The 24,057-nt window shown below is 71.9% G+C and carries 13 protein-coding genes and 3 pseudogenes; 7 read left to right on the forward strand and 9 right to left on the reverse strand.

What is annotated here, in order from left to right:
• Positions 1-161: 161 nt before the first annotated feature.
• Both U5640_RS00665 and U5640_RS00670 read right to left on the reverse strand, forming a co-directional pair.
• Positions 162-1,049, reverse strand: a pseudogene (locus U5640_RS00665) (PHB depolymerase family esterase); the annotation flags it as partial.
• Positions 1,050-1,433: 384 nt separating this feature from the next.
• A pseudogene (locus U5640_RS00670) lies at positions 1,434-1,559 on the reverse strand (arabinofuranosidase catalytic domain-containing protein); the annotation flags it as partial.
• A gap of 504 nt (positions 1,560-2,063) precedes the next feature.
• Between U5640_RS00670 and U5640_RS00675 the strand changes: the two are divergent.
• Positions 2,064-2,280, forward strand: a pseudogene (locus U5640_RS00675) (IS481 family transposase); the annotation flags it as partial.
• A gap of 8 nt (positions 2,281-2,288) precedes the next feature.
• On the opposite strand, the gene U5640_RS00680 reads toward U5640_RS00675, so the two are convergent.
• The gene (locus U5640_RS00680) at positions 2,289-4,256 is read right to left on the reverse strand and encodes an NAD-binding lipoprotein (RefSeq protein ID WP_340373836.1); all 1,968 of its coding nucleotides are present in this window, start codon (positions 4,254-4,256) and stop codon (positions 2,289-2,291) included.
• A gap of 233 nt (positions 4,257-4,489) precedes the next feature.
• Between U5640_RS00680 and U5640_RS00685 the strand changes: the two genes are divergently transcribed.
• Positions 4,490-6,511: an FAD-dependent oxidoreductase gene (locus U5640_RS00685; RefSeq protein WP_340373837.1), complete on the forward strand. Its 2,022-nt coding sequence runs from the start codon at positions 4,490-4,492 to the stop codon at positions 6,509-6,511.
• A gap of 671 nt (positions 6,512-7,182) precedes the next feature.
• Here the strand turns inward: U5640_RS00685 and U5640_RS00690 are convergent.
• From U5640_RS00690 to U5640_RS00700, 3 genes are all read right to left on the reverse strand, one after another.
• The gene (locus tag U5640_RS00690; RefSeq protein WP_340373838.1) at positions 7,183-9,234 is read right to left on the reverse strand and encodes a hypothetical protein; all 2,052 of its coding nucleotides are present in this window, start codon (positions 9,232-9,234) and stop codon (positions 7,183-7,185) included.
• A 131-nt stretch (positions 9,235-9,365) separates the two neighbouring features.
• Positions 9,366-10,946 carry a hypothetical protein gene (locus tag U5640_RS00695; RefSeq protein ID WP_340373839.1) on the reverse strand — a complete coding sequence of 527 codons (1,581 nt, stop codon included), beginning with the start codon at positions 10,944-10,946 and terminating at the stop codon, positions 9,366-9,368.
• 103 nt (positions 10,947-11,049) lie between these two features.
• Positions 11,050-11,589 (reverse strand): GNAT family N-acetyltransferase, encoded by a 540-nt coding sequence (locus U5640_RS00700; RefSeq protein WP_340373840.1) that lies wholly within the window; start codon positions 11,587-11,589, stop codon positions 11,050-11,052.
• Positions 11,590-12,092: 503 nt separating this feature from the next.
• Here U5640_RS00700 and U5640_RS00705 point away from each other — a divergent pair.
• On the forward strand, positions 12,093-14,582 hold the full coding sequence (locus U5640_RS00705; RefSeq protein ID WP_340384852.1) for a GH32 C-terminal domain-containing protein: 2,490 nt from the start codon (positions 12,093-12,095) through the stop codon (positions 14,580-14,582).
• An 81-nt stretch (positions 14,583-14,663) separates the two neighbouring features.
• Here the strand turns inward: U5640_RS00705 and U5640_RS00710 are convergent, their stop codons facing one another.
• Positions 14,664-15,542 carry a hypothetical protein gene (locus tag U5640_RS00710; RefSeq protein ID WP_340373841.1) on the reverse strand — a complete coding sequence of 293 codons (879 nt, stop codon included), beginning with the start codon at positions 15,540-15,542 and terminating at the stop codon, positions 14,664-14,666.
• 257 nt (positions 15,543-15,799) lie between these two features.
• Positions 15,800-16,435, reverse strand: a complete 636-nt coding sequence (locus tag U5640_RS00715) for a TetR/AcrR family transcriptional regulator (RefSeq protein WP_340373842.1) — start codon at positions 16,433-16,435, stop codon at positions 15,800-15,802.
• A 135-nt stretch (positions 16,436-16,570) separates the two neighbouring features.
• Here U5640_RS00715 and U5640_RS00720 point away from each other — a divergent pair, with 135 nt between their 5' ends.
• The 4 genes from U5640_RS00720 to U5640_RS00735 are packed head-to-tail and all read left to right on the forward strand — an operon-like array spanning position 16,571 to position 22,309.
• Positions 16,571-17,716 carry a VOC family protein gene (locus U5640_RS00720; protein WP_340373843.1) on the forward strand — a complete coding sequence of 382 codons (1,146 nt, stop codon included), beginning with the start codon at positions 16,571-16,573 and terminating at the stop codon, positions 17,714-17,716.
• The gene (locus U5640_RS00725) at positions 17,713-18,678 is read left to right on the forward strand and encodes a fumarylacetoacetate hydrolase family protein (RefSeq protein ID WP_340373844.1); all 966 of its coding nucleotides are present in this window, start codon (positions 17,713-17,715) and stop codon (positions 18,676-18,678) included. The genes U5640_RS00720 and U5640_RS00725 overlap by 4 nt, the downstream gene beginning before the upstream one ends.
• Positions 18,675-20,279 carry a bifunctional 3-(3-hydroxy-phenyl)propionate/3-hydroxycinnamic acid hydroxylase gene (locus U5640_RS00730; RefSeq protein ID WP_340373845.1) on the forward strand — a complete coding sequence of 535 codons (1,605 nt, stop codon included), beginning with the start codon at positions 18,675-18,677 and terminating at the stop codon, positions 20,277-20,279. The genes U5640_RS00725 and U5640_RS00730 overlap by 4 nt, the downstream gene beginning before the upstream one ends.
• A complete protein-coding gene (locus U5640_RS00735) occupies positions 20,276-22,309 on the forward strand; it encodes an acetoacetate--CoA ligase (protein ID WP_340373846.1) in 2,034 nt (677 codons plus the stop codon). The genes U5640_RS00730 and U5640_RS00735 overlap by 4 nt, the downstream gene beginning before the upstream one ends.
• A 269-nt stretch (positions 22,310-22,578) precedes the next feature.
• Here the strand turns inward: U5640_RS00735 and U5640_RS00740 are convergent, their stop codons facing one another.
• Complete coding sequence (locus U5640_RS00740) at positions 22,579-23,721, reverse strand: arabinogalactan endo-1,4-beta-galactosidase (protein WP_340373847.1); 1,143 nt, start codon at positions 23,719-23,721, stop codon at positions 22,579-22,581.
• Positions 23,722-24,057 lie beyond the last annotated feature (336 nt).

Consider the following 24,057-nt stretch of genomic DNA (forward strand, 5'->3'; position numbering starts at 1 on the left):
CTGGTCAAGCAAGCCACACCCGCTCGGCGGCACCGGCTGGAGGGGCCCGGGGGCACCACAGGACCACTCCGGCCGGGCGTCAGGTTTGCCTGACTCCGTCGCTGCGACGCTCAGATCAGACCCATGAACTGCAAGGCCAGCGGTTGCATGCCGCTCTGCGGCAGGCCGTGGCCCACGCCCTGGACGCTGATTGCTTCGACCGGTGCGGTGGTGCCGGTGCCGCCGTACCGGGTTCGGGTCCAGTTCGACTTCGGGTGGTCGGTGAGGGCGGGCGTCTGGCTCACCCCGAGGACGTTGGTCCACTGCTTGATCTCTTCGCCGAACTCGACGTAGCTCAGTGTGGTGTCCTGCGTGCCGTGCCACACCTGCATGCGCGGGCGGGGCCCGGTGTAGCCCGGATAGGCGGCGCGCACGAGGTCGCCCCATTGCTGGGGCGTTTTGGTGATCCTTCCGCCGGAGCAGTCGCTGTTCCACTCCGAGCCGTTCGTGGTGGCGAAGCAGCCGAAGGGCACGCCGGAGAACGCCGAGCCTGCCTTGAACACGTCGGGGTAGGCGCCGAGCAGGACGTTCGTCTCCATCGCTCCGGAGGAGAAGCCGGTGGCGTAGACCCGGTTCGGGTCGGCGCCCCGGTGCTGCTCTTCCCACCGCACCATCGACACGATGCCCGCGGGGTCACTGCTGCCGTTGTGGGTCAGGGCGCGTGGTGACGACACGTCGAAGCACTTGCTGCTGCGGGTGACCGACGGGTACACGACGATGAAACCGTGCTGGTTGGCCAGCGAGGCGAACTCGCTGCCCGAGTACATGGCCGGTCCGGAGCCTCCGCAGTAGTGGTTGGCGACAAGGAGCGCCGGGTGCGCACCGGCATTCTGCGGCACGTATTCGTACATCCTCAGGTTGGACGGGTTGTAGCCGAAGCCGGTGACTTCGGTCAGCGTTCCCGCTGCCTGCGTCGCCGCTGAAGCTCGCACCGGTACCGGCAGCGCACCTGTTGCCACCGCCAGGCACGTGGCGAGGAGCCCGATCAGCGTCGGAAGTAACCTCTTCATGGGTGGGATGTCTCCGTTTCTGTGGGGGGTCCGTTGCCCCGGGCCGCGCGTTCCGGCGCCGCCTCGGGAGCTCGGCGGTGCGTGCCGCGCGGGTCGCAGCCGTGAGCGCGTCCCTCATCAGTGAGCTTGCTCGGCGGTGCGCGGTCGTCTCACCCGCTGCGGGAAGGGGCTTCAGAACCGGGTGAAGAGTTTCCGGATCTCGTCCGGCACCCAGGTCCTGGAGCCGCTGTCACCGGCGGCGCCGCCCTGGGGTGCGGCGATGTGGCCTTCGTCGAATGCGCCCCACCTCACGGGGTGCCCGGCGGATCATCCTGAGCAGGAGGTGACCCGGTGGGTCCGGCTGCCCTGTGCGGGCTCGGGTGCGTTCTGGGCGGAGCAGCCGGTGGAGGCGTACAGGGCGCGCATGGTGCTGTGCGCCGCGACGCACGGTGTCCCACCGGCGGCGTAGAGGTCCCAGGGGCCCGGGGCGTCCGCCGACGCCGGGCCCGGCGGGATCAGGGCGGCAAGCAGCGTGGCCGGGAGAGTCGCCACACACGCGGCTGCCTTGGCCGCCGAATGACGGGCGCCGGGTGCGCGACTCGGTGGAGGACGACGAAAAGGAGCGGGGAGGAGCGTTGGGCTGCTGGGGGCATGCCGGACTCCAGCGTGTCGTGAGCGGCTTCGCTCCCACACCGAGGGCTGATCCGTACTCACCGGCGAGGAGCAGAAGGGCCGTACCGGAAGGGGCGGTGCTGGTGTAGCGGGAGCTGTCGCGCGTGCGTCGCCGTACGGGATCCGGAGGTGTCGACACCGGCCCCGGCTCAGTTGTCCGAAAAATCGAACGCCGCTCGGTGTTTCGGACCCTTTGGATGATAGGCACCCGATCGCAATCGTCAATGGCCGTCGCCTGATTTCGTGACGGCACAGTGGCGGACATCAGCCACTGCGGTGACGTGCCCCTCTTGACCTGTCCGGCATCAGTCTCGCTTCACCCACAGAGAGCCGGCGAGCATGGCGCACACGCGTCCTTTGGCGGGCGGGTAAAGTCCTGGGCCGACAGGCAGGCCGGACCCGGCGAAGCAGGGTGGGCTTCGACTACGTCCACTCCGCCGTCGGCGACCACAGCCGCCTGGCCTACAGCGAGATCCACGGCGACGAGAAGGCCACCACCTGCGCCGCCTTCCTGCGCCGGGCCGCGGCCTTCTTCACCGCGTCGGGCATCGACCGCGTCGAGCGGGTGCTGACCGACAACGCCCGGCCCTACCGCAAAACGTGATCATCCTCGGGGAGCCGGCGAGGAAGCGGGAGCCGGCCGCTCCTGACAGCACCCCGCCGTCCCTCCCCGGCGATGACAACCACCTCGTCGCCGTCGGACCAGCGCCGGCGGTCCGCCTTGGGCGGATTGAGGCGCAGCCCGTACCCGGGGGCCCGGCGGGCGTCGGCCTGGCTGCGGTAGCCGACGGCGCACTCGCCCCGGGTGCGTGCCGCCGCGACGACCGTGGCGAAGGACGTCTCGTGGCCGGTCACGACGTAGTCGGCGGCCGACCGCAGGTGGATCTGCGTGCCGCCGGCCGAGAACAGTTCGTCGAACACGTCCGCCAGGTGGTGGTTCTGGGAGATCTGCGCCATCAGCAGCCCGATGAGCTTGCCGCTGATGATCACGTCAGCTCCGGGGCCGAGCGGCGCGAGGGGCCGGTTGCCGTCGTCGGTGAGCTCGGTGACCAACGGCAGCTCCCGGCCGGTGCGCCGTTCGAGGTGGCGCAGGACGAGCAGAGTGACGAGCGTGCGGGTGTCCGGCTCCTCGGGGGGCTCACCGGCCCGTGGCTCCTGGCCGAGCACGATGACGCTGTCGTAGGAGCCGAGGTCCAGGCTGGCCAGAGTCTCCGGGCGGGTGGTGTCGCCCCTGAGGGCCACACAGGTCCAGCCGGAGCCGTCGCCGTCGTCGTCGCAGGCGGCCCGCACCACGGCCTCGTCCTCGTCCGCCACCACGTCGGCCACCGAACCCGAGGGAGCGTTGCGGCCCCACTCTCGCAGGACGAGGGGTGCGCGGCGGTTCCAGCCCAGCACCAGCAGCCGCTCCGGCCGGGTGTCCGACGGCCGGGGGCCCGCCACAGATTGCTCGTCGACCAGCGGCGCACAGTCGGCGACCTCGGCGGTGTCGTCGTCGGCGGCGATGACGAGGAGCTGGTCGTCGGGTTCGAGCACCGTCCGCGCGGGCGGGTTCAGCCAGGGTGCCCCGTCGCGGATCAGCCCGACCACGCTGGCGTTGCCGTAGGAGAGCAGCGCCTCGCCGAACTCCCGGCCGGCCAGGGACGGGTGGGCGGCCGGGTAGAACTCGTTCCCAGCGAAGTCGAGCAGGTCGTGGTGGACCAGGGACAGTCCCGGGCGGCGCGCCGCCTGCGCGATCAGCCGGGCGGTGACGGTGTCGCTCTCCAGGACGACGCCCCGGGACCCGGCGGCCAGGCGGGCCGCGAGCAGGTAACCGCTGTCGCGGACCGCCGCCACGACGGGCACGGTGACGTCGCCTCCGCGCGCCGTCGCCCGCAGGGCCAGCAGCGCCTTGACGACGTCCGCGTCGCTGCGGGACGTGTCGGGCGGCAGCACGATCACCGAGTCGGCGGTGGCCGGGCTGGTCAGCGCCAGCACGGCCGGGTCTGCCGACGGACCGCTGCGACAGATCAGCCGGGTCCGGCCGGTCGGGCCGACCTTGCTCTGCAGGGACTCCTCCATGGCCGTCTTGTCCCGGTCGGCCAGGATCGCCACGGCCGACCGCCGCTGGTTGGCGCCCGCCGCGACCAGTTCGCTCACCACCGTGAAGACCTGCTCCGACCAGCCCAGGACCACCACGTGGCCGCGCTCCAGGAGCTTGGAGCGGCCGCGCCGCAGGGCGATGAGCCGCTCGGTGAGCCCGGTCGTGATGAGACCCACGAGGGTCGAGACGTACACCAGGGCGACCAGGGCCAGCAGCACCGACAGCGCCACCCGGGCCGGACTGCCCGTGGTGCCGCCCAACCGCATCGTCTCCCCGGTCAGGCGCCAAATCGCCGCCACCTTCCCGGAGAGGGTGGCGGGGGCGTGCCCGCCCGTCCACACCAGCGCCGCGCTCGCCGGGACGACGACGGCCAGGCAGACCAGCACCAGCCAGCCCACCAGGGCCGAGGTGCCGCGCGCCAGGGTCGTGTCGAACCAGTACCGCGCTCGGGCACCCGCCCCGGGCCGCTGTTCCACTGTGTTCCCCCTCCGCGCGCAGGTCTGTAGGGGGCAGTGTCCTGAACCGACCTCGCGCGCCGGGTGACACAAAGGCGCGGTTCATCCCTTCGCCGTAATCGGGGGCAGGTGCCCGCGCCCGCGTGCCCCCGCGCACCCGGTCCACACTGGTTTGAACGGGGACTTTCCCTCGTCCGTGGCAATTCACCACAACCCGCAGTGAACCGGTCCGGCGGGCCCATAGAAGTTGTGGCATGACCGAGCATCACCAGGCTGACGCCGACCACGGCTGCCTGACCAGACGTACGCTCACGACGGCCGCGGGCACGACCGCCGTGGCCGCCTTCCTCAGCGCCGGCAGCGCGGCGGCCCTGCCCGCCCAGTCGCCCCCGCGCAATCCCGCCCCGGCGGCAGCCCCGTCCGCCGCGCGCGGCGCGGACTTCGACCGCTGCCTCGCCGTCGCCCGGGCACTGCTCGTCGTCGACGACGGCGGCCGGCCCCTCGTCCCCGGCTACCGGCGCGTACTCAAGGACGGCCTGCCCCGCACCCGGACAGCCAGGGCCAAGAAGGTCCTCGTCATCGGGGCGGGCCCGGCCGGCCTCGTCACGGCGTGGCTGCTCCAGCGCGCCGGACACCACGTGACCATCCTGGAGGCCAACGGCAACCGGGTGGGCGGACGCATCAAGACATTCCGCCGCGGCGGCCACGAGAAGGCGGCACAGCCCTTCGCCGACCCTCACCAGTACGCCGAGGCCGGCGCGATGCGGCTGCCCGGCAGCCACCCGCTGGTGATGGACCTCATCGGCCAACTTGGCCTGAAGAAGCGGCCGTTCTATTACGTCGACGTGGACGGCCACGGACGGCCGGCCGCGCACACCTGGATCCACGTCAACGGCGTGCGCATGCGCCGCGCCGACTACGCCAGCGCCCCCCGGCGCATCAACCGCTCCTTCGGCGTCCCGCGCGCCCACTGGGACACCCCGGCCGCGGCCATCCTGCGCTCGGTCCTCGAGCCGGTGCGCGACGAGTTCAGCACGCTCGGCCCGGACGGCAAGCGCACCGACAAGCCGCTGCCCGAACGCATCCAGGGCTGGGCCAGGGTGATCCAGCGCTTCGGCGACTGGTCGATGTTCCGCTTCCTGACCGAGCACGCGGGCCTGGACGAGCGGACGGTCGACCTGATCGGCACCGTCGAGAACCTCACCTCACGGCTGCCGCTGTCCTTCGTGCACAGCTTCATCGGGTCCTCCCTGATCAGCCCGGACACTGCGTTCTGGGAGCTGGAGGGCGGCACGGCCGTCCTGCCGGACGCCCTGCTGGCCAAGGTCCGCGACAGCGTGCGGTTCGACCGGCGGGTGACCCGGATCGAGTACTACGACCCCGACCGGGCCGGCAGCGACACCCGGCACGTACGCGCCCGGGGACCCCACGTGTGGGTGGACACCGTCTCCGAGGGACGGGGCCGCCCGGTCGTGCGCGAACAGTTCACGGCGGACGCGGCGGTAGTGACCGTGCCCTTCTCCGGCCTGCGGCACGTGCAGGTCAGCCCGCCGATGTCGTACACCAAGCGCCGGGCGGTCACCGAGCTGCACTACGACTGCGCGACCAAGGTGCTGCTGGAGTTCAGCCGCCGCTGGTGGGAGTTCGACGAGGCCGACTGGAAGCGGGAGCTGGGCCGCATCGACCCCGGGCTGTACGACGCCTACCGCGCCGGACGGACCTCGGGCGACGGCAGCCTGCTCGGCGCCCACCCGTCCGTCCCGTCCGGCCACATCTCCGCCGGCCAGCGCACCCACTACGCCGCGAACCGCGCCGTCACCCGCGACCAGCCGGCCGCGGCCGGCGTCGTCGGTGGCGGCTCGGTCTCGGACAACGCCAACCGGTTCATGTACCAGCCGTCCCACCCGGTGCCCGGCAGCGCCGGCGGGGTGGTCCTGGCGTCCTACAGCTGGGCGGACGACGCCCTGCGCTGGGACTCCCTGGACGACGAGGCCCGCTATCCGCACGCCCTGTGCGGGCTCCAGGAGGTGTACGGGCAGCGGATCGAGGTCTTCTACACCGGCGCGGGCCGCACCCAGAGCTGGATGCGCGACCCGTACGCCTACGGCGAGGCGTCCGTGCTGCTGCCCGGCCAGCACACGGAGCTGCTCACGTCCATCCCGGCCCCCGAGGGGCCGCTCCACTTCGCGGGCGACCACACCTCCGTGAAACCGGCGTGGATCGAGGGAGCGCTGGAGTCCGCCGTACGCGCCGCCCTGGAGGTCCACTCGGCGTGAACCGCGCCGGGCACCGCTCCCCATGCGAGGGGGCGGCGCCCGGCGTCCCGGGACGGCACACCCGAAGCGTGTATCACAAGTGCGTGCTCTCGTTCGGCTGACGTGAGTGCGCGGGGCGGTGTTACAGGGATGTCGGCCCGGTTGAGCTGAAGGCTGCGGCGTCTGGCCTGCGCCGTTCTGGCGATTTCCCTCGCCCGCACTCACGGCCGTCTGGCCTGGTTCTTCTCCGGTGCCCTCAGTGCGCTCGAACCGGTGCTGCGCGGGCGCGCGCCCTGTCTGCTGATCAGGGCTGCACCTTCGGCACCGTCCTAGCGAGTCCCGAGCAGTACACGCAGGCGGAGAATGAACGTCGGCGCCGACCCGGCTCCCGGCATCCCCGGCTGCCGACCGACTCACCCCACCCCAACTCCCGCTCTCCACGCCCCGGAGGCTTCCGTCCTGTACGGATGCCCGGGGACCCGGGCGACAGTGTGTCTGGGCGTCGAGTTCGCCGCCGGTGTCTTCCGGCAGCGGGCCGACGGCCGACGGGCTCCGGGAAATTCCTGACGGCGGGCGACGCGGCGGCCGTCGAGATCCTGTTGCTTGCGCGGGCAGCCTTCCGGGGAGCCCCGGACCGGCTGGCCGGGAGGACGCCGGACCGTGGGAGGGGCCGATTTCGCGGCGGAACGCGTTCACTGTCTGGTGAGCGGGAGGCTGAGGACTCCGTGGTCGTGTCCGACGATCAGATCCCCACCCGCGGTGGCCAGACAGGTGAGCGCCACCTCCAGGGCGATGTGCCCCACCGCGCCGCTCTCCGGTTCCCAGACCCGCAGTCGGTGACCGTGACGGGTTCCGGCGACCAGGAGCGTACGGCCGCCGTGCGGGGTGGTGCCGGTGATGAGCGGCGGGCCTGCGGTGCCGGTGGAGGCGGGCAGACCGCCGCCGATCGGGACACCGGTGGCGAGGTCCCACAGCATGACCACGCCCTGGTGGTCTGCCGTGGCCAGCACGGTTCGGTCGGAGGTGGGAACGGCCGCCACGGCTGCCGCACGGTGGTCGGCGTCGGCGAGCGCACGTGCGTTCAACTGTGTGGCCGCGCCCGGGTCCCAGGGGTCGTCGACGGCGGGATCCCACACGTGAACGCGGCCCGCGGTGTCCGCCGCCGCGATCAGCGTGTGCGCGGCGGAGAGCGGGACGGCGGCGATCGACTGGATCGGGCTGCCGTACGGGTTGAGACGCCCGACGCACTCGCCGGTGTCCGGGTCCCAGAGCCGGACCGCGCCTCGGGGTGCGGCGGTGACGAGCAGGGTGCGGCCGTCGGGGACGGTGGCGGTACACATCCCGGTCACCCCGCCGGGCCACTCGCCGGCCGGTTCACGAACCGGCTGCCCGGTGGCCGGGTCCCACAGGGCGATCGTCCCGGTGTCGCCGCCGCTCGCCAGGAGAACCCGTCCGTCGGGCAGGGGCAGCGCCGTCATCGAGCGGACACGGTCGGGATGCCCCGGCAGCGGGTCATGGACGAGTCGGCCGTCGACCACGTCCCACAGACGCACCACGCCCTGGTCCCCGGCACCGGCCACGAGCGCGGGTCGACCGGGGAGGGACACCACCGCCAGGGCGTTGACGCCCTCGGACGGACCGGACGCGCCGTCGGAGAACACCGCCGTACGGCCCCAGGGTGTGCCGTCGGCCGCGAGCACCAGGTCTTCGTCCTGCCGGAACCGGATCGCCGCCCCGCCTGTTCCTCCGGGCGCCGGCGGCGACGCCGTGGCAGCCGACTCGTAGGAGTCCGTCCACGCGTCCGTCGCGGGGCGCTGGGGGCGGGCACCGTCGGGATTCTGCGCCAGGCCGTCGGCGATCGTCCACGTCCGCTCGCAGTCCCAGCAGCGGAAGTGTCCGCTGAGGCACATCAGTTGGTGGGCCGACTCCCGCGCGTCGCGTCGCGGGACGCCCCTCGCCGCGACCAGGCCGGCGACCAGGCACAGGACGGCCCGTCCCGTGATGCCGGGGGACACCCCTGCCACCGCGACCTCGCGTGCCACCCGCAGGAAAGGCTCCCACCCCTCCCCCACCATCTCCTCCCGCAGTGCCTCCTCCTGCAAGGCCGCGGCGGCCTCGGCCCAGGGATGGCCGCCCTGCCGGACCTGGGCGGGATCAGGCGGCTCAGGAGCCTCGAAGGGCGGACTCGCCGGGTCCACGACGAAGAACTCGGGGATCTCGGTGTCGCTCTCGCACCCGGGACACACCAACAGGAGGCCGCTTTCGCGGGGATCCGGCAACCGCCCCAGCGCCTCGCCCGCGTAGTGGCCGGCGAAGGCCACGCAGGAGAGCGCGAGGTGGGTGCAGACCAGCGCGGGAGCGTCGGCCGCGAGGAGACTTCGGACGGCCGCCCGCTCGGCCAGCCGCAGTGCGGCGCCGAACCCCGCCTCGAGATCGGCCGGGACAGGGGGCCGGTGATCGGCTGTCACGATGAATCCCAGGTCCACCCAGAAGTCCACGGTCTGGCCCGGAGGCAGGGTCGCCGCCGCTTCGACGAGGTGCGGCAGGGCCGCGTAGACGCCGTCGGAGACGATCCCGTCGTCCAAGAGGCCGTCGCAGAGGCGCGTCCACGTCTGCCTCCATGCACCGCCGCCCCCGGTGGCGGCCGCTGAGGCGAACTGCTCCAGGAGGGCCTGCACCTCCTCGGCCTTCACGCCGTTGAGGTCATGCCAGCGAGGGCTGTGCAAGGACAACTTGGGAATCATGGAACGAGTCTCGCAGCCGCCACTGACAGTCAGACGGCGACCGGTGTCCTACGCCCGCCGCTCAGCTCGTCAACTCGCACCTGGTCACCTGGTCACCTGCTCAGCTCGTCGACTCGCAGCTGGTCACCTGGTCACCTGGTCAGCTCGTCGACGACCAGTGCCACCGAACGAGGCACGATCCGCTCCAAGGCCTCCAGAACGGGGGCCCAACCGTCCAGGACCAGTACCTGCGCGGCGAGCCTGCGGGCGCGGAACGGCTCGGACAGCTCCACGAGCGAGGCCAGCGCGCGGGCCCGGGTCGCGCGGTAGACGATCGAGCGGGTGAGTATCTCGGCCCGGCCCGGATCGCCGTGACGGGCCGTTTCCCGGGCGACTGCGACCAACGCCTCGCCCTGGGCCCAGCGGTCGTCGATCGCGTGCACGAGCGCCTCGGCACGGCCCGTGTCGCCGCGCCGCGCCAACTCCCGGACCACTTCGACGAGCGCCCTGTCCTTGGCCCAGCGGTCGTCGATCGCGTGCACGAGCGCCTCCGCCCGGCCCGTGTCGCCGGAGCCGGCCAGTTCAGCGACGACGTCCGCCTGCCGCCCTCCGCGCAGATCGGGGTCGAGCCGGTCAGCGAGAGCCATCGCCCGGTCGGCGCACCCCTGCCGGGCCAGCAAGAGCGTCACGGACCTCAGCAGGATGTCGTGATCACGGCCGTCACCGGTCTCCAGCAGAGTCGCGGCCCGGTCGGCCAGGGCCAGGGCCACGTCCTGGTCGGCGCTCTCGGCGACCGCATCCAGCACACACGCCATGCCCCGGGCCCCGAGCAGGGCTCCTGCGGAGAGCAAGCCGACGACGGGCTCGTCCAGATCCCCTTCCGGGTCCATCCCCTGGCCGGTTTCCCTGTCGGTGTCCTGGGCGACGTCCTCGCCGGGCACCCACCCGCACAGGGCGCCGCCTTCGTCGTCGGCAGGTCCGAAGGGCGGACGCAGGAGAGCGTCGAGCCGGTCGAGGTTCCCGTCGAGTGCCTCGCGGGCCAGCACCATCGCGAGCGACCGTGGCAGGGACCACGCCGTCGGGTCGCGGAACCGGGTCATCTCCTCGACCCGGTCGGCGAGTACGGCGGCCCGGTCGTGGTCGCCGGTGGCGAAGGCCACCTCCACCAGGAGGGCCAGCACCTGCTCCGTCCCGTCGACGGCGTAAGAACTCACCTCGTCCTCGGCGCGAGCGGCGAACCCCCGCGCCTCGTCGATGTCGCCCCTGTCCACCGCCGCCTTGGCCAACAGGGCCCAGGACTTCCCCCAGTTGTGGGGATAACGGATCCTCTGCGCCACGGCGACGGCCCTGTCACGCTCACCGGCACGGGCCCAGACCGGCACGAGGGCGACAAGTGCCTGGTCCCGCAGCTGCCGCAGAGGAATCGACTCGGCCAGCGTCTGAGCCCCGCACAGGTCTCCGGCGCCCGCCGCTGCCTTCACCAACGCCAGAAGCTCCTCACCCTGGTCGAGCGCGTCGGTGATCGAGTACACCAGCTCGGCCGCGCGGGCCAGGTGGCCGGTGCGGGCGAGCGCCCTCGGCAGCCAGCCACGGGTGACGTCGGCGCCGGACTCCGTCCCCACCGACAACCGCAGCAGGGCCAGCAGGCAGGGCTCGAACCCCCCTCGCGCGATGTCCCCACCCGCGCCGTCCACGGGCAGCAGGCCGCGACGTCGCTCCCACACCCGCGTCATGAAAAGCTCCGGCCCCCACTGGGCCAACCCCTCTGACATACCTGGCACCCCCCTTGGTGAAACCCCTCCCGGCAGCGCCCCACGCAGTCGGCGTCGGGGGAAATCAGAAGTGGCCGCGGCCTTCCGAGGGTCGGCCCCCCGGCAGAGCGGCGTGCGCCAGATCGCGCTGGTACCAGGTGCCTGACTTCCCGCCGAGGTGGGCCGGGTCGGCGGGGCCGACGGGGACGAACCCGGCTTTGGTCAGAACCCTTCGGGATGCGGCATTCTGACGGGCAGTGGCCGCGCGCAGCACGCGCAACCGGTACCGCGCCGCCGCCAGTTGGCACAGCTCCCGCACGGTTGCGGTCGCCACGCCGCGGCCTGTCGCATGCCGAGCGACCCGGTAGCCGAGTTCCGCGGCGTGGTCCTCGATGTCGACCAGGTTGAACCTGCCGAGCACCGAGCCGTCCCCGGCTACGAGCACATGGAAGGCACAGATGCCGTCCTCCTGCTCAGCCAGTAGAGCGTCGTACCGGTCGGTGAACCGGTCGAAGAAGTCGTCACCGCGGTCGGGGACGGAGGCAGCGAAGTAGGCGCGGTTCGCCAGCTCGAAAGCCAGGACCGCCGGGGCATGGCCGGCATGCAGCCGCTGCAACTCGGGCATTGCCCGACACTACCCCTGCGGCGCACCGGGACCCACTGGTTTCCTCCACCGGCCAACAGCGCCGCGGTGTTGCTCCACCACCTCCGGCCCTCGGACGTCTCGGCGGTCGGCGCGCCGCTCCGCGTCTTCCTGACGATGCCGCGGAAGCCTGCCGGTTCGCCGCTCGGGCAGCGGCTCCGACTTGCTCGATCGCCCGCCCCGGCCGCCGTGGAACGGCCAACTCGTGCCGCTGGCACAGCCGATCACGTCCGACCGGCGGACGAGCCGTGCCGGGCGATTCCCGTCCGAACCGTTGACGCGTCGGCCGGATGGCGCACATCATCAGGCCACTCGATGTCAGCGTTGACACAAGTCATCGATGACATCCCTGGCCGGCGGAGTGGAGAACATCGCGGGCCAGGACGTCACATTTCGGCCGCCCGCCGTGGGCTGTGCGCGCGGACGGTCATAGGACAGGAGACACCTTGAGCTCTGGACGTGTAGCCCGGCATGCCCGCGTGCGGATGGCCGCCGCGGCGGCGGTCCTCTGCGCCCTGTCCGCCGCCCTGACAGCTCCTCAGGCCACCGCGGCCGACACCCCTCCGCATTCCGAGACCTATCGTCCCCAGTTCCACTTCACTCCGGAGAAGAACTGGATGAACGACCCCAACGGCCTCGTGTACTACAAGGGCGAGTACCACCTCTTCTACCAGTACAACCCCGACGGCACCTCGTGGGGCGACATGTCCTGGGGCCACGCGGTGAGCACGGACCTCGTCCACTGGCAGCAGCTGCCGCTCGCCCTGTCGCACGACGACAAGGAGATGGTCTTCTCCGGCAGCGCCGTGGTCGACGAGAACAACACCACCGGGTTCGGCACCACGAAGAACCCGCCCTTGGTGGCGATCTACACCAGCCACGACAAAACCACCGGGATCCAGTCCCAGGCGCTCGCCTACAGCACCGACCGAGGCCGCACCTGGACCAAGTACCGGGGCAATCCGGTCATCGACATCGGTTCGAGGGACTTCCGCGACCCCAAGGTCCAGTGGTACGCGCCGACGAAGAGCTGGCTCATGACGGTCTCGCTGTCCGCCGAGCACAAGGTGCGGTTCTACTCCTCCAAGAACCTCAAGGACTGGACGCGGCTCAGCGAGTTCGGCCCGGCCGGGGCGACGGGCGGTGTGTGGGAGTGCCCGGACCTGTTCCCCCTCGCCGTCGACGGGGACACCGACAACGTCAAGTGGGTCCTGGTCGTCAACATCAACCCCGGTGGAATAGCGGGCGGTTCGGCAGCCCAGTACTTCGTCGGCGACTTCGACGGCACGACGTTCACCGCCGAGGACAACGGCACCTCCGCCCCGCCCGCCGGAGCGGTCATGCAGGACTTCGAGGGCTCCGACTTCGGTTCGTGGACGGCCACGGGCACCGCGTTCGGCCCGGGACCGGCGGCCGGGACGCTCGACGGGCAGCAGACCGTCGGCGGGTACGACGGCAAGGGCCTCGCCAACAGCTTCCACTCCGGGGACGCCACCACCGGCACCCTCACCTCGCCCGCCTTCACCGTGAACAGCGCCTACCTGAACTTCAAGATCGGCGGCGGCCGGCACCCGCACCAGCCCGGTGAGATCCTCGCCGACTTCGACAACGGCACCTACGGCGACTGGACGGCGACCGGCGACGCCTTCGGCCCGGCACCGGCGACCGGCACCCTCCCCGGCCAGCAGCAGGTCCACGGCTTCCAGGGCAGCGGCCTGGTCGACACCTTCCGCGACGGCGACGCCGCCACCGGCACCCTCACCTCGCCCGAGTTCACCATCGACAGGCGCTACGTCAACTTCCTCATCGGCGGCGGCAACCACCCCGCCGACTCTCCGAACCCCACCGCCCTCGAACTCCTCGTCGACGGCCGGGTCGTGCGCAGCGCCACCGGAAAGGACGCCGAGGCACTGGAGACGGCCTCCTGGGACGTCCATGACCTCGTCGGCAAGAAGGCGCAGATCAGGGTAGTCGACGACAACACCGGCGGCTGGGGCCACATCAACGCCGACCAGATCCTGCTGTCCGACACCCAGGCCCGGCCCGGCGCCGAGGAGACGGCCGTCAACCTCGTCGTGGACGGCCAAGTCGTCCGCAGCGCCACCGGCTCCGACAGCGAGACCCTGGACTGGGCCTCGTTCGACACGCGCCCCTACCTCGGCAAGGAGGCGCAGATCCAGCTCGTCGACATGAACACCGGCGGCTGGGGCCACATCCTCGCCGACCAGTTCACCGCCGCCGACTCCCCCGCCCTCTCCGTCCTGCAGCGCGCCGACTGGGCCGACTTCGGCAAGGACTACTACGCGGCCGTCTCCTGGGAGAACGCCCCCGGCGGCAAGCGGTACATGATCGGCTGGATGAACAACTGGGACTACGCCGGCGCCATCCCCACCTCCTCCTGGCGCGGAGCGCAGAGCATCCCCCGTCAGATGGCGCTGCGCACCGTCGACGGCCGCATCCGGCTGACGAGCGAGCCGGTGAGCAGCGTGAAGTCGCTGCGGCGGGCCTCCCCGGCGACCGCGCCCGCGACCACCGTGACGAACGCCTCGAAGGCCCTGGCCGGTCCCGCCGCCGAGGGCAAGGCGCTCGACATCGAGGCCACGTTCTCCCTCGGAGACGCCGAACGCTTCGGGCTGAAGGTACGCACCGGCGCCTCGGGCCAGGAGACGGTCATCGGCTACGACACCACGACTCAGGAGCTGTACGTCGACCGCACCCACTCCGGCGCCGTGGACTTCAACAGCACCTTCCCCGGCGTCCAGACCGCGCCTCTGAAGGCGGCGAACGGCAAGATCAAGCTGCGGATCCTGGTCGACCGGTCGTCCGTCGAGGTCTTCGGCGGCAGCGGCGAAGCCGTGATCACCGACCAGATCTTCCCCGACCCCGCCAGTCAGGGAGTCCAGGTCTTCGCCGAGAACGGCTCGGTGAAGCTGGACAAGGCCACGGTCTGGCACCTCGACTCCGCCCACGACTGACGCAAGACCCACACGCCGCATCTGCACGCGAGACGAGCCCGCCGCCTGCTGGGCGAGCTGCTCAAGACCGGTCTGGCCGATTCACTCCGGGAGGAGGTGGCTGAGGTCGAACACGCCCCACGTGGTGAACGGCTCCGTCTGGACGTAGATCCGGCTTCCTCGGCCGACGACACGTCGGCGGCCGGGGGCAGAGCCATCGGGCAGGGTCAGCAGGCCGACATCCTCTGGCTCGACCGACCATTCGGTGATCTCTCCATGGGCGAGGCGGTCTCGCTCCTCGCCGTAGCCGCCGTAGAAGGCGACCCGCTCGCCGTGGACGGCCACCGCGTGGGAGCCCTGCACGCGGTTCGCCCACACCCTCACCGGCCGATCGGCGCGGTCGGGGCGTATCTCGACGAGCGGGAATTCCGTGTACGGGCACGCCCAGGCCACGGTGCCCGACACGTTCAGGGCGTAGCAGTCGAAGAGTCCCGGAATGGCGGCGCCGTCCGAGGTCCAGTCGAGCCGGCCCGTGGCGCTCCAGCGGCGGATTCCGACCGGGTTCTCGTCGAAGTGCCCGACCCAGATATGGCCGGACTCGTCTACGAGCAGGTGCTCGATGGCGTCCCCGACGGAGAAGGACGAGGTCTCGCGGCCGCGCACGTCGAAGATCTGGACCTGGTTCGCGTCCTCGTGCCCGCGGGTGCGGGACGCGGCGACGACGAATCCGCCGTCGGGCAGGCGGTCAAGGTGCGGCCAGCGGGTTCGCACGCAGCTCAGTTCGGTGAGTTCGACGTCGCCGTACGGATCGACGGAGACGACCAGCGCGTCGAAAGGCAGGAGGTCGACGCCGGGCTGCGGCGCGCGTTCGGCAAGGAGCCAGTGGGCGGTGCCGAAGACGTCGACCGTGCTGGTCAGGACGTGGCGGTGGTGGTGTGCTCGGGCGAGATGGGCGTAGGGAACGAGCGCGGTCTTCTGCACGGGCGGGCTCTCCTGGGGCGGGCGGTCACGGCGTTCGAGCGCTGCGGTGAGCGGCGGCGCCGGTGGTGCGCGTGCGGTGGAGAGCGGAGCGGGGCGCCTAGAGGGCACGGCCCTTTCTGGTCGTCATGTGGCGATCATCGTCGACATCCGTCCGCACGACAAACCCTTTGGGCACGACCGTCCGCCAGGGGACGGAAGTCGAAGAGTCTTCGCCCGTCGGGGCCCCGGAGACAGGCCCCGGGCGTGGTGCAGAACCGTCAGTCCAGGTCGGGCAGCGGGCGTCGGGCTACCTCGTGGGCGTCGTCCGGTGGAACACCCAGCATCCGCAGGACCATCTCGGCGAGGTTCACCGCGGCCTCGTCACCGTCCAGGTCGGGGCGGGCGAACCTCAGCTCCAGCAGGGACAGCAGGGTCCCGCCCAGCGCCGACAGGGCCACGATCGGCTCGACGGACGTGAAGCGGCCGGAGGCGATGCCGACCTGGAGATCGCGCAGAGCCCGTACGGCCAGGCCGTTGTCCGAGTAGAGGTGGCCGAGGCCGCGGCGGCGCAGGACCTGCATGAGTTCCGGGTGGGAGTCGGCCATGCGGGCGCTGAGCCGGAAGCCGGCCGCGACGAGTTCCGCGGGGTCGTCGATCCCGGTCAGCCGCTCGTCGAAGGTCTGGCCGAACTCCTCCAAGGCGTCCGTCACCGCCGCCTCGAACAGCTCCGTCTTGGACTCGAAGTGGTTGTAGAAGGAGCCGAAGCCGACGTCCGCGCGCTCGGCGATCGCCTGGATGCTGACGCTGCTGTCCCCGGTCTCGGCGAGTATCTGCCGGGCCGCGCGAAGGAGCGCGCGACGGGTCTCGGCGCGGCGCCGCTCGAACCGGTTGCTGGGCGGGGCTGACGTGGGCATGGCCCGAGTGTAGCTGCGGAGTCGACCTCTGCCGCAGTTCTGATGAAATCCTCATCGTGGAGGGTCGAGCTATTGACGAGGGTTCTGTCAGTAGTGATGATTTCATCATTACGGCAATGTTGCTCGGAGGGCACCATGTCTGAAACACGCGTGGCCGAAGCCGCCGTCGCGACGCCTCACCAGGATCTCCACAGCGAGCGGGGCGCCCTGCGCGGGGAACGTCCCGGTCGGTCCCGGAACCCCGTGATCAAGGTCGCGGGCCTGGCCTGGCTGGAGTTCGAGAAGCCCGACCTGGACCGGGCGGAAGTGTTCGCCCGGGACTTCGGCTTCGGTGCCGCCGCCCGCACGGAGAGTGAGCTGTGGCTGCGGGGTACCTTCGCCGGGCCGCCCTGCATGGTGATCCGGCGCGGTCGTACGTCCCGTTTCATCGGCCCGGCGTTCCGGGCGGCCGAGCGGGCCGACCTGGAGCGGCTGGCGCGGGCGACCGGGGCGGCCGTACGGGACGGGGACGTGCCCGGCGGCGGCAAGGCGGTCGACCTGCTCGATCCCTCGGGCGTCCCGGTGCGGGTCGTGCACTGTGCCGAACAGCTCGCCGAACTGCCGGGTCAGCGGCCGCTGCTCCTCAACTCCGGCACGGATCACCGTCGTGTCAACGCCACGCAGCGCCCGCCGCGGGAGCCGTCCCGGATCCAGCGGCTGGGTCATCTGGTGCTGGAGACAAGGGTGTTCAGCCGGGCCCTGGACTGGTATCTGGACACGCTCGGGATGATCGTGTCGGACTTCCTGTTCCTGGACGGGCAGCGCGGGCGTGGTCCGACGATGGCGTTCCTCCGCTGCGATCTGGGCAGCGAACCCGCCGACCACCACACGCTCGCGCTGCACCTGGGACCGGGGACGGGGTACGTCCACTCCGCCTACCAGGTCACCGACCTGGACGCGATCGCGGCCGGCGGCGCGTACCTGGCCGAGCGTGGCTACCGGCGCAGCTGGGGCATCGGCCGGCACATCCAGGGCAGCCAGCTCTTCGACTACTGGCGCGACCCCGACCACTTCCTGCTGGAGCACTTCGCCGACGGCGACCTGTTCTCCTGCGACGTCGAGCCCGGCTGGGCGCCGATGTCGGCGAGCGGGCTGGCCCAGTGGGGCCCGCCGGCCACCCGCGACTTCCTGGGCGCGAGTCCGTCGCCCGCCAAGGTCCGCGAGGTGCTGCACGCCCTGCGCGGCGACAACGAACTGGACGTCGAACGCCTGCTGGGCCTGATGAAAGCGATGAACTCATGAGTGTCAACGTCCTGCGCACCGATGGAGGAGGCTGGTGGGTCGTGGCCGGCGAGCGCGCCGTCCCCGTCGACACCAAGGCCGTCACCACCGCCGAACTGATCGCCGACCGTGACGCCGTACGCGAGGCGGCTCTTTCCGGTGAGGCGGGCACGCCCGTTTCCGAGCTGGCAGCGCTCTCGCCGGTCACCACGCCCTGCCGCGTCGTGGCCCAGATGGTCAACTACCGCAGCCACGCACGGGATTCGGGCTTCACCGGCGACATCCCGCCCGCCTTCTTCCGCAAGGCGTCCGGCTCGCTCAGCGGTCCGGGCGACGCCATCGTCCGCCCCTCCCATGTGCGGTTCCTCGACTACGAGATCGAACTCGGCCTGGTCATGGGGGCCCCGCTGCCCGTCGGCACCGTCGTCGAGGAAGCGGACCTGGCGTCCTATGTCGCCGGGCTCGTGGTGACGAACGACGTCAGCGCCCGTGAAATCCAGCTGACCAGGACGCAGTTCTACGAGAGCAAGTCCTACCCGACCTTCACGCCCACCGGCCCCTACCTGGCCCTGTTGGAGCCGGAGGACTTCGCCCACCTCCTCGACCTGCGGCTGCGGCTGTCCGTCAACGGCGAGCCGCGCCAGGACCGCACCCTCGCCGACATGATCGTCCGTCCGGCGCAGGCCCTGACGCTGCTGGCCCGCTTCCAGACCCTCGACCCCGGCGATCTGCTGCTCACCGGCACCCCCGGCGGTACGGCCCTCAAGGCCCCGCCGAAGCCGGTCGAGAAGATCGGCGCCCTGCTGCCGCCCGCGGTGAAGTGGAAGGCGTTCTTCAAGTCCCAGGCCAGGAATCCCCACTACCTGCGGCACGGCGATGTCGTCACCGCCTCCATCGCCACACCGGACGGCCGGATCGACCTGGGCGAGCAGCGCACGTCCGTGGCCGACGCACACGGAGAGCCAGAGGTGAGCCGTACATGACCGTCGAGCACGGCTCGGCAGCCGTACCCGTGGTGATCGTCGGCGCCGGGCCGGTGGGCGTGACCGCCGCCCTGCTGCTCGCCCGCCGCGGGGTGCGTACCGTCGTCCTCGAACGCCACCGGGACGTCTACCCCCTGCCCCGGGCCGTCGCCACCGACGACGAGGTCCGCAGGATCCTCCAGGCCGCCGGAACAGCCGACGAGTTCGCCGCCATCGCCCGTCCCGCGCGCGGACTGCGGCTGCTGGACGCCCGGCACCGGGTGATCGCCGAGTTCCGGCGGTCCCCGCACGGCCACCACGGCTTCCCGCAGACCAGCATGTTCGACCAGCCCGAGCTGGAGCGGCTGCTGCGCGCGGCACTCGCCCGCCGCCCGGAGAGCGAGCTGCGGGGCGGGGTCGAGGTGACGGCGGTCGAGCAGCCTGCCCGGGGACCGGTCCGCGTCACCTACCGCGACGACGCCGGCGAGCACCTGCTGCTCGCGGACGCCGTGCTCGGCTGCGACGGCGCGGGCAGCCTCACCCGCGCCGCGATCGGCGCGGGGTGGGAGGACCTGCGCTTCGAGGAGGAGTGGACCGTCGTCGACGTGGCGACGAAAGCCGCCGTCCGCTGCTGGGAAGGCGTCGACCAGGTCTGCGATCCGTACCGCCCGGCCACCTTCATGCGCGTCGGCGAGGACCGTTACCGCTGGGAGTTCCGGCTCCGTAACGGGGAGGGCCTCGACGGCCCCGGGGGGCGGGAGCGGCTGCGCGAGCTGGTCGCTCCCTGGCTGGACGTCTCCCGCCTCTCCCCCGGCCACGACTTCCACGTCATCCGGCAGGCCCGGTACACCTTCCGGGCCCGCATAGCCGACCGCTGGCGCCTCGGTCGCGTCTTCCTGCTCGGCGACGCCGCCCATCTCACCCCGCCGTTCGTCGGACAGGGCCTGTGCTCGGGGCTGCGCGACGCGTACAACCTGACCTGGAAGCTCGCCCGCGTCCTGCGGCAGGGCGCCGACGAACGGCTGCTCGACACCTACGAGGGGGAACGCAGACCCCACGCCCGCCATGTGATCCGCCTCGCGGTCGCCACCGGCTGGGCCATGACCGGCGGCCAGGACCGCGCCGCGGCCCTGCGCCGCACCGCCGTCGCCGCGGCCTGCCGCATCCCCGGGGTGACGCGCAGGGCGAACCGGGACCTCGGCCGCCCGCTGCGGGCCGGTCCGCTCGTACACGGCAGCCGGCTGGGCGGGACCTTCTGTCCGCAGCCCCGGGTGACCCTCGAGGACGGACGGCGGGTCCCTCTCGACGACGTCCTCGGCGACTCCTTCGCCGTGCTGGCCTCGGTGCCGCTGCCGCCCTCGCTGCGCGCGCTCGCCGACGGACTCGGCGCCCGGGTCGTCGACGTACACGCCACCGGCGACGACGGCACCCTCGACGCCTGGCTGCGCGCGGGCCGCGCCGACGCCGTGCTGCTGCGTCCCGACCGCGTCGTGATGGACGTCGTGCCGGCAGGCGGCGGCGACTTCACGGGCACCGCCTCCTGGGCGCCCCTGCTGTGCACGGCCCGCGGGCGGGTCGAACAGTCCGTATCCGCACCCCCGTCGAGGAGTTCCGCGCGATGACCACGCCGTACACCCGTCCCTTCTGGACCCCGGACCCGGAGGCCGCCGCGCGCAGCCGGATCGCCGACTTCGGCCGCTGGGCCGCCCGGCACCGGCGCGCCGAAGCCGACCTGCGCGACTACTCCGCACTGCACCGCTGGTCGGTCACCGATCTGGAGGGCTTCTGGGGCGCGGTGTGGGAGTACTTCGCCATCGACGCGGACACCCCGTACGAGCGGGTCCTGGCCGAGGAGACCATGCCCGGCGCCCGCTGGTTCACCGGCGCCACCCTCAACTACGCCCACCACGCCCTGCGCCGCCTCCCGGACGACGGCCCGGCGATCGTCGCCCTCGACGAGACCGGCTCGGGGTACGAGGTGAGCGGAGGCCGTCTGCGCTCCCAGGTCGCGTCGGTCGCCGCGACCCTGCGCGAGCTGGGCGTGGGGCAGGGCGACCGCGTCGTCGGCTACCTGCCCAACACGCCGCACGCGATCGTCGCGTTCCTGGCCGCGGCGAGCCTCGGGGCAGTGTGGTCGGTGTGCGGACAGGACTACGCCCCCCGGGCCGCCGCCGACCGTTTCGCCCAGCTCGAACCGACCGTGCTGATCGCCGCCGACGGCTACCTGTTCAACGGCACCACGCACGACCGCCGGGAGGCCACCCTCGAACTGGCCCGGGCGCTGCCGACGTTGAAGGCCACCGTGCTGGTCGACCACGTGGGCCTGCCCGGGCTCCCGGCCACCTACCCGTCGCCGGTCCTCCCCTGGGAGGAGACCGCGACCCGCACCGAGGAACTGACCTGCACGCCCGTGCCGTTCGACCACCCCCTCTGGGTCGTCTTCTCCTCCGGCACGACCGGTCTGCCCAAGGGCATCGTCCACGGCCACGGCGGTGTGCTGCTGGAGCACCTCAAGACCCTCGCCCTCCAGTCCGACCTGGGGCCCGGCGACCGTCTCCTGTGGTACACCACCACCCACTGGATGATGTGGAACCTCGTCGTCTCCACCCTCCTGACGGGCGCCACGACCTGTACCTACGACGGCAGTCCGGCCCTGCTCACCCAACCGGACATCCTCTGGGAGCTGGCTGCCCGCCACCGCGTCACCCTCTTCGGCACCAGCCCCCAGTACCTGCTGGGCATGGCCAAGTTCGGGATCGACCCGTCCGTGCACGACCTGTCGGCGCTCCGTGCCGTGGGCTGCACCGGCTCCGCCCTGCCGGCCTCCGCCTATCCGTGGGTCCGCGACCACGTCGGCGACGGCGTCCAGCTCGCCTCCGTCAGCGGCGGCACGGACGTCGTGTCCGGCTTCGCCGGCGGAGCACCTGTGGTGCCCGTGTGGGCGGGCGAGCTCTCCGCGCCCTGCCTGGGTGTCGCACTGGCCGCGTACGACGAGGAGGGCCGGCCGGTCACCGACCAGGTGGGCGAACTGGTCGTCACCCGCCCGATGCCGTCCATGCCGCTGCACTTCTGGAACGACACCGACGGCGCCCGCTACCGCGAGGCGTACTTCTCCCGTTATCCCGGTGTGTGGCGGCACGGCGACTGGATCACCCTCACCTCCCGGGGCTCGGTGATCGTGCACGGCCGCTCCGACTCCACGCTCAACCGCAACGGCATACGGCTGGGCAGTGCCGACATCCACGATGTCGTCGAACGCCTTCCCGAGATCACCGAAGCCCTGGTCGTCGGCGCGGAGGAGCCGGACGGCGGCTACTGGATGCCCCTGTTCGTGGTCCTGGCGGCCGGCGTCGCACTGGACGACGCCCTGCGCGAGCGCATCCGCGAGGCCATACGCACCGGCGCCTCGCCCCGCCATGTCCCCGACGAGATCCTCGAGGTGCCGGCCATTCCGCACACCCGCACCGGCAAGAAGCTGGAGGTTCCGGTCAAACGCCTGCTCCAGGGCGCTCCGGCCGAGCAGGTCGTCAACCCGGCCGCCGTGGACGACCCCGACCTCATCGACCACTACGTCCGCCTCGGCGCCGAACGGCGTGCGCGGAAGACGTCGTCGTCGGGCCCGGACACGGATGAACCGAGAGTCACCGGGTAGCCGAGAACGCGAGGTGCCTCACCACAGCGGAGCACCCGGGCGGAGGGAGCGGCGTGGCCGGAGTTGTCGCACGCATCAAGCAGTTCGTAAGAAGTCCGCAGGGCCGGCGCACGATCGAGCAGGTGCGCCGGTCGGCGGCGGATCCACGCCGGCGTGCTCAGGCTCAGGCGCTGGTACGGAAGTTGCGCGGCCGCCGTTGATCCGGTGGGCCGGTGCACCACCGGGGCCATCCCCGCAGGCGCGGGGGTGGCCCTCGTGCGTCGGGGGAGTCAGGAGCGGTAGCGGCCGAGGGTCCGCAGACCGGGCAGCGCCCTGTCGTCGAAGTCGAACAGGGCGAGGTTCTCCCAGGCGTTGCCCGACGCCGGGTCCTCCGGGTTCCAGCCGCTGCCGGCGCGGTAGGTCCACAGGCCTTCCCAGTAGCAGTGGCCCAGGCCCTTGCCGTCGGGGACGGCGGCCGCCAGGTCGGCCACCGCGCGCAGCCACGCGGCCTGTCCCTCGGGCGTGGCGGGGTAGCCCTCGGTGAGCTGGGAGGGGCTGTTCATGATGTCGTTGGTCTCGTCCTCGCTGCTCAGCGAGAAGGGGTAGGCGGTCTCGGCGATCACGCAGGGCTTGCTGTAACGGGCCGTGACGTCGGCCATGTTGGCGGCGGCCTGGTCCAGGGATCCGTGCCAGAAGGGGTAGTAGGAAAGGCCTATGACGTCGAAGTCGACGCCGTGGGACACGACGTTGTCGAACCACCAGCGGTACAGGCCGTTGTCGCCGCCGTTGGCCAGGTGGAGGACGGTGCGGACGCGCGGGGTGGTGTCGCGTGCGGCGCGCAGGCCGGCCTTGAGGAAGGCGGACAGGTTGTCCCAGTGCTCCCAGTTGCCGGTCGGCCACAGCATGCCGCCGTTGAGTTCGTTGCCGATCTGCACCAGGTCGGCGGGCGTTCCCTGGCGCCTGAGGGCGCCGAGGACGTCGGCGGTGTGGTCGTGGACGGCCCTGGTCAGGCCCGCCACGTCCAGGTCGGCCCAGGCAGCCGGCTTGGTCTGGTGCGCCGGGTCGGCCCAGCTGTCGGAGTAGTGGAAGTCCACCCAGAGGCGGATGCCCGCCCGCTTCAGGCGACGGGCCAGCGGCAGGATGCGCCTCTTCGTGTTGTAGCCGTCGACGGGGTCGACCCAGACCTTCAGCCGGGCGTGGGTGATGCCGGCCTCGGCGAGGATGTGGATCGGATCGCCGAGTCGGCCGTCGGCGCGACGGTAGACGGCACCGTGGTCCTCGTTCTTCGGCAGCGAGGAGACGTCCATCGCACGGATCGGGAGCCGGCGCGGCGCGGCGCGACCCGTCGTGGCGCTCGCCGCGGCCGGCACGGCGCCGATGGTCGGCACCGCCAGCGCCGCGGCACCGGCGGCGAGAATCGTGCGTCTGCGCATTTTTTTCAAGGGTCCTTTCTCAGGGGTCGGGGGCGCCCGGGGAGGAACAAGGGCCGGTGTGGCGGCGGACCGGGGCGCGCGCCCATGCGTCGGCACCGGCCGGCTGGCGTACGCCGGCTGCTGTTGGTGTTCCTGTACGCCGACTTCTTGATCGGGGGTGGCCGAAAATTCCGTGAACGTACACAGAATTGGTTCCGTGGGTCACCCTTGCGCTACAGGTAGGTAACCGGAGGATGGTGTTCCTGACAAGAGGATGGAGGAGAATTCCTGTGAACGCTCACAGACGTCCCACGCTCACCGCCGACCGTGTGCCGGCCTGCCCCCGGATCAGCCCCT

Origin of the sequence: Streptomyces sp. SS7 (genome assembly GCF_037993025.1) — a bacterium.
Taxonomy (GTDB): Bacteria; Actinomycetota; Actinomycetes; order Streptomycetales; family Streptomycetaceae; genus Streptomyces.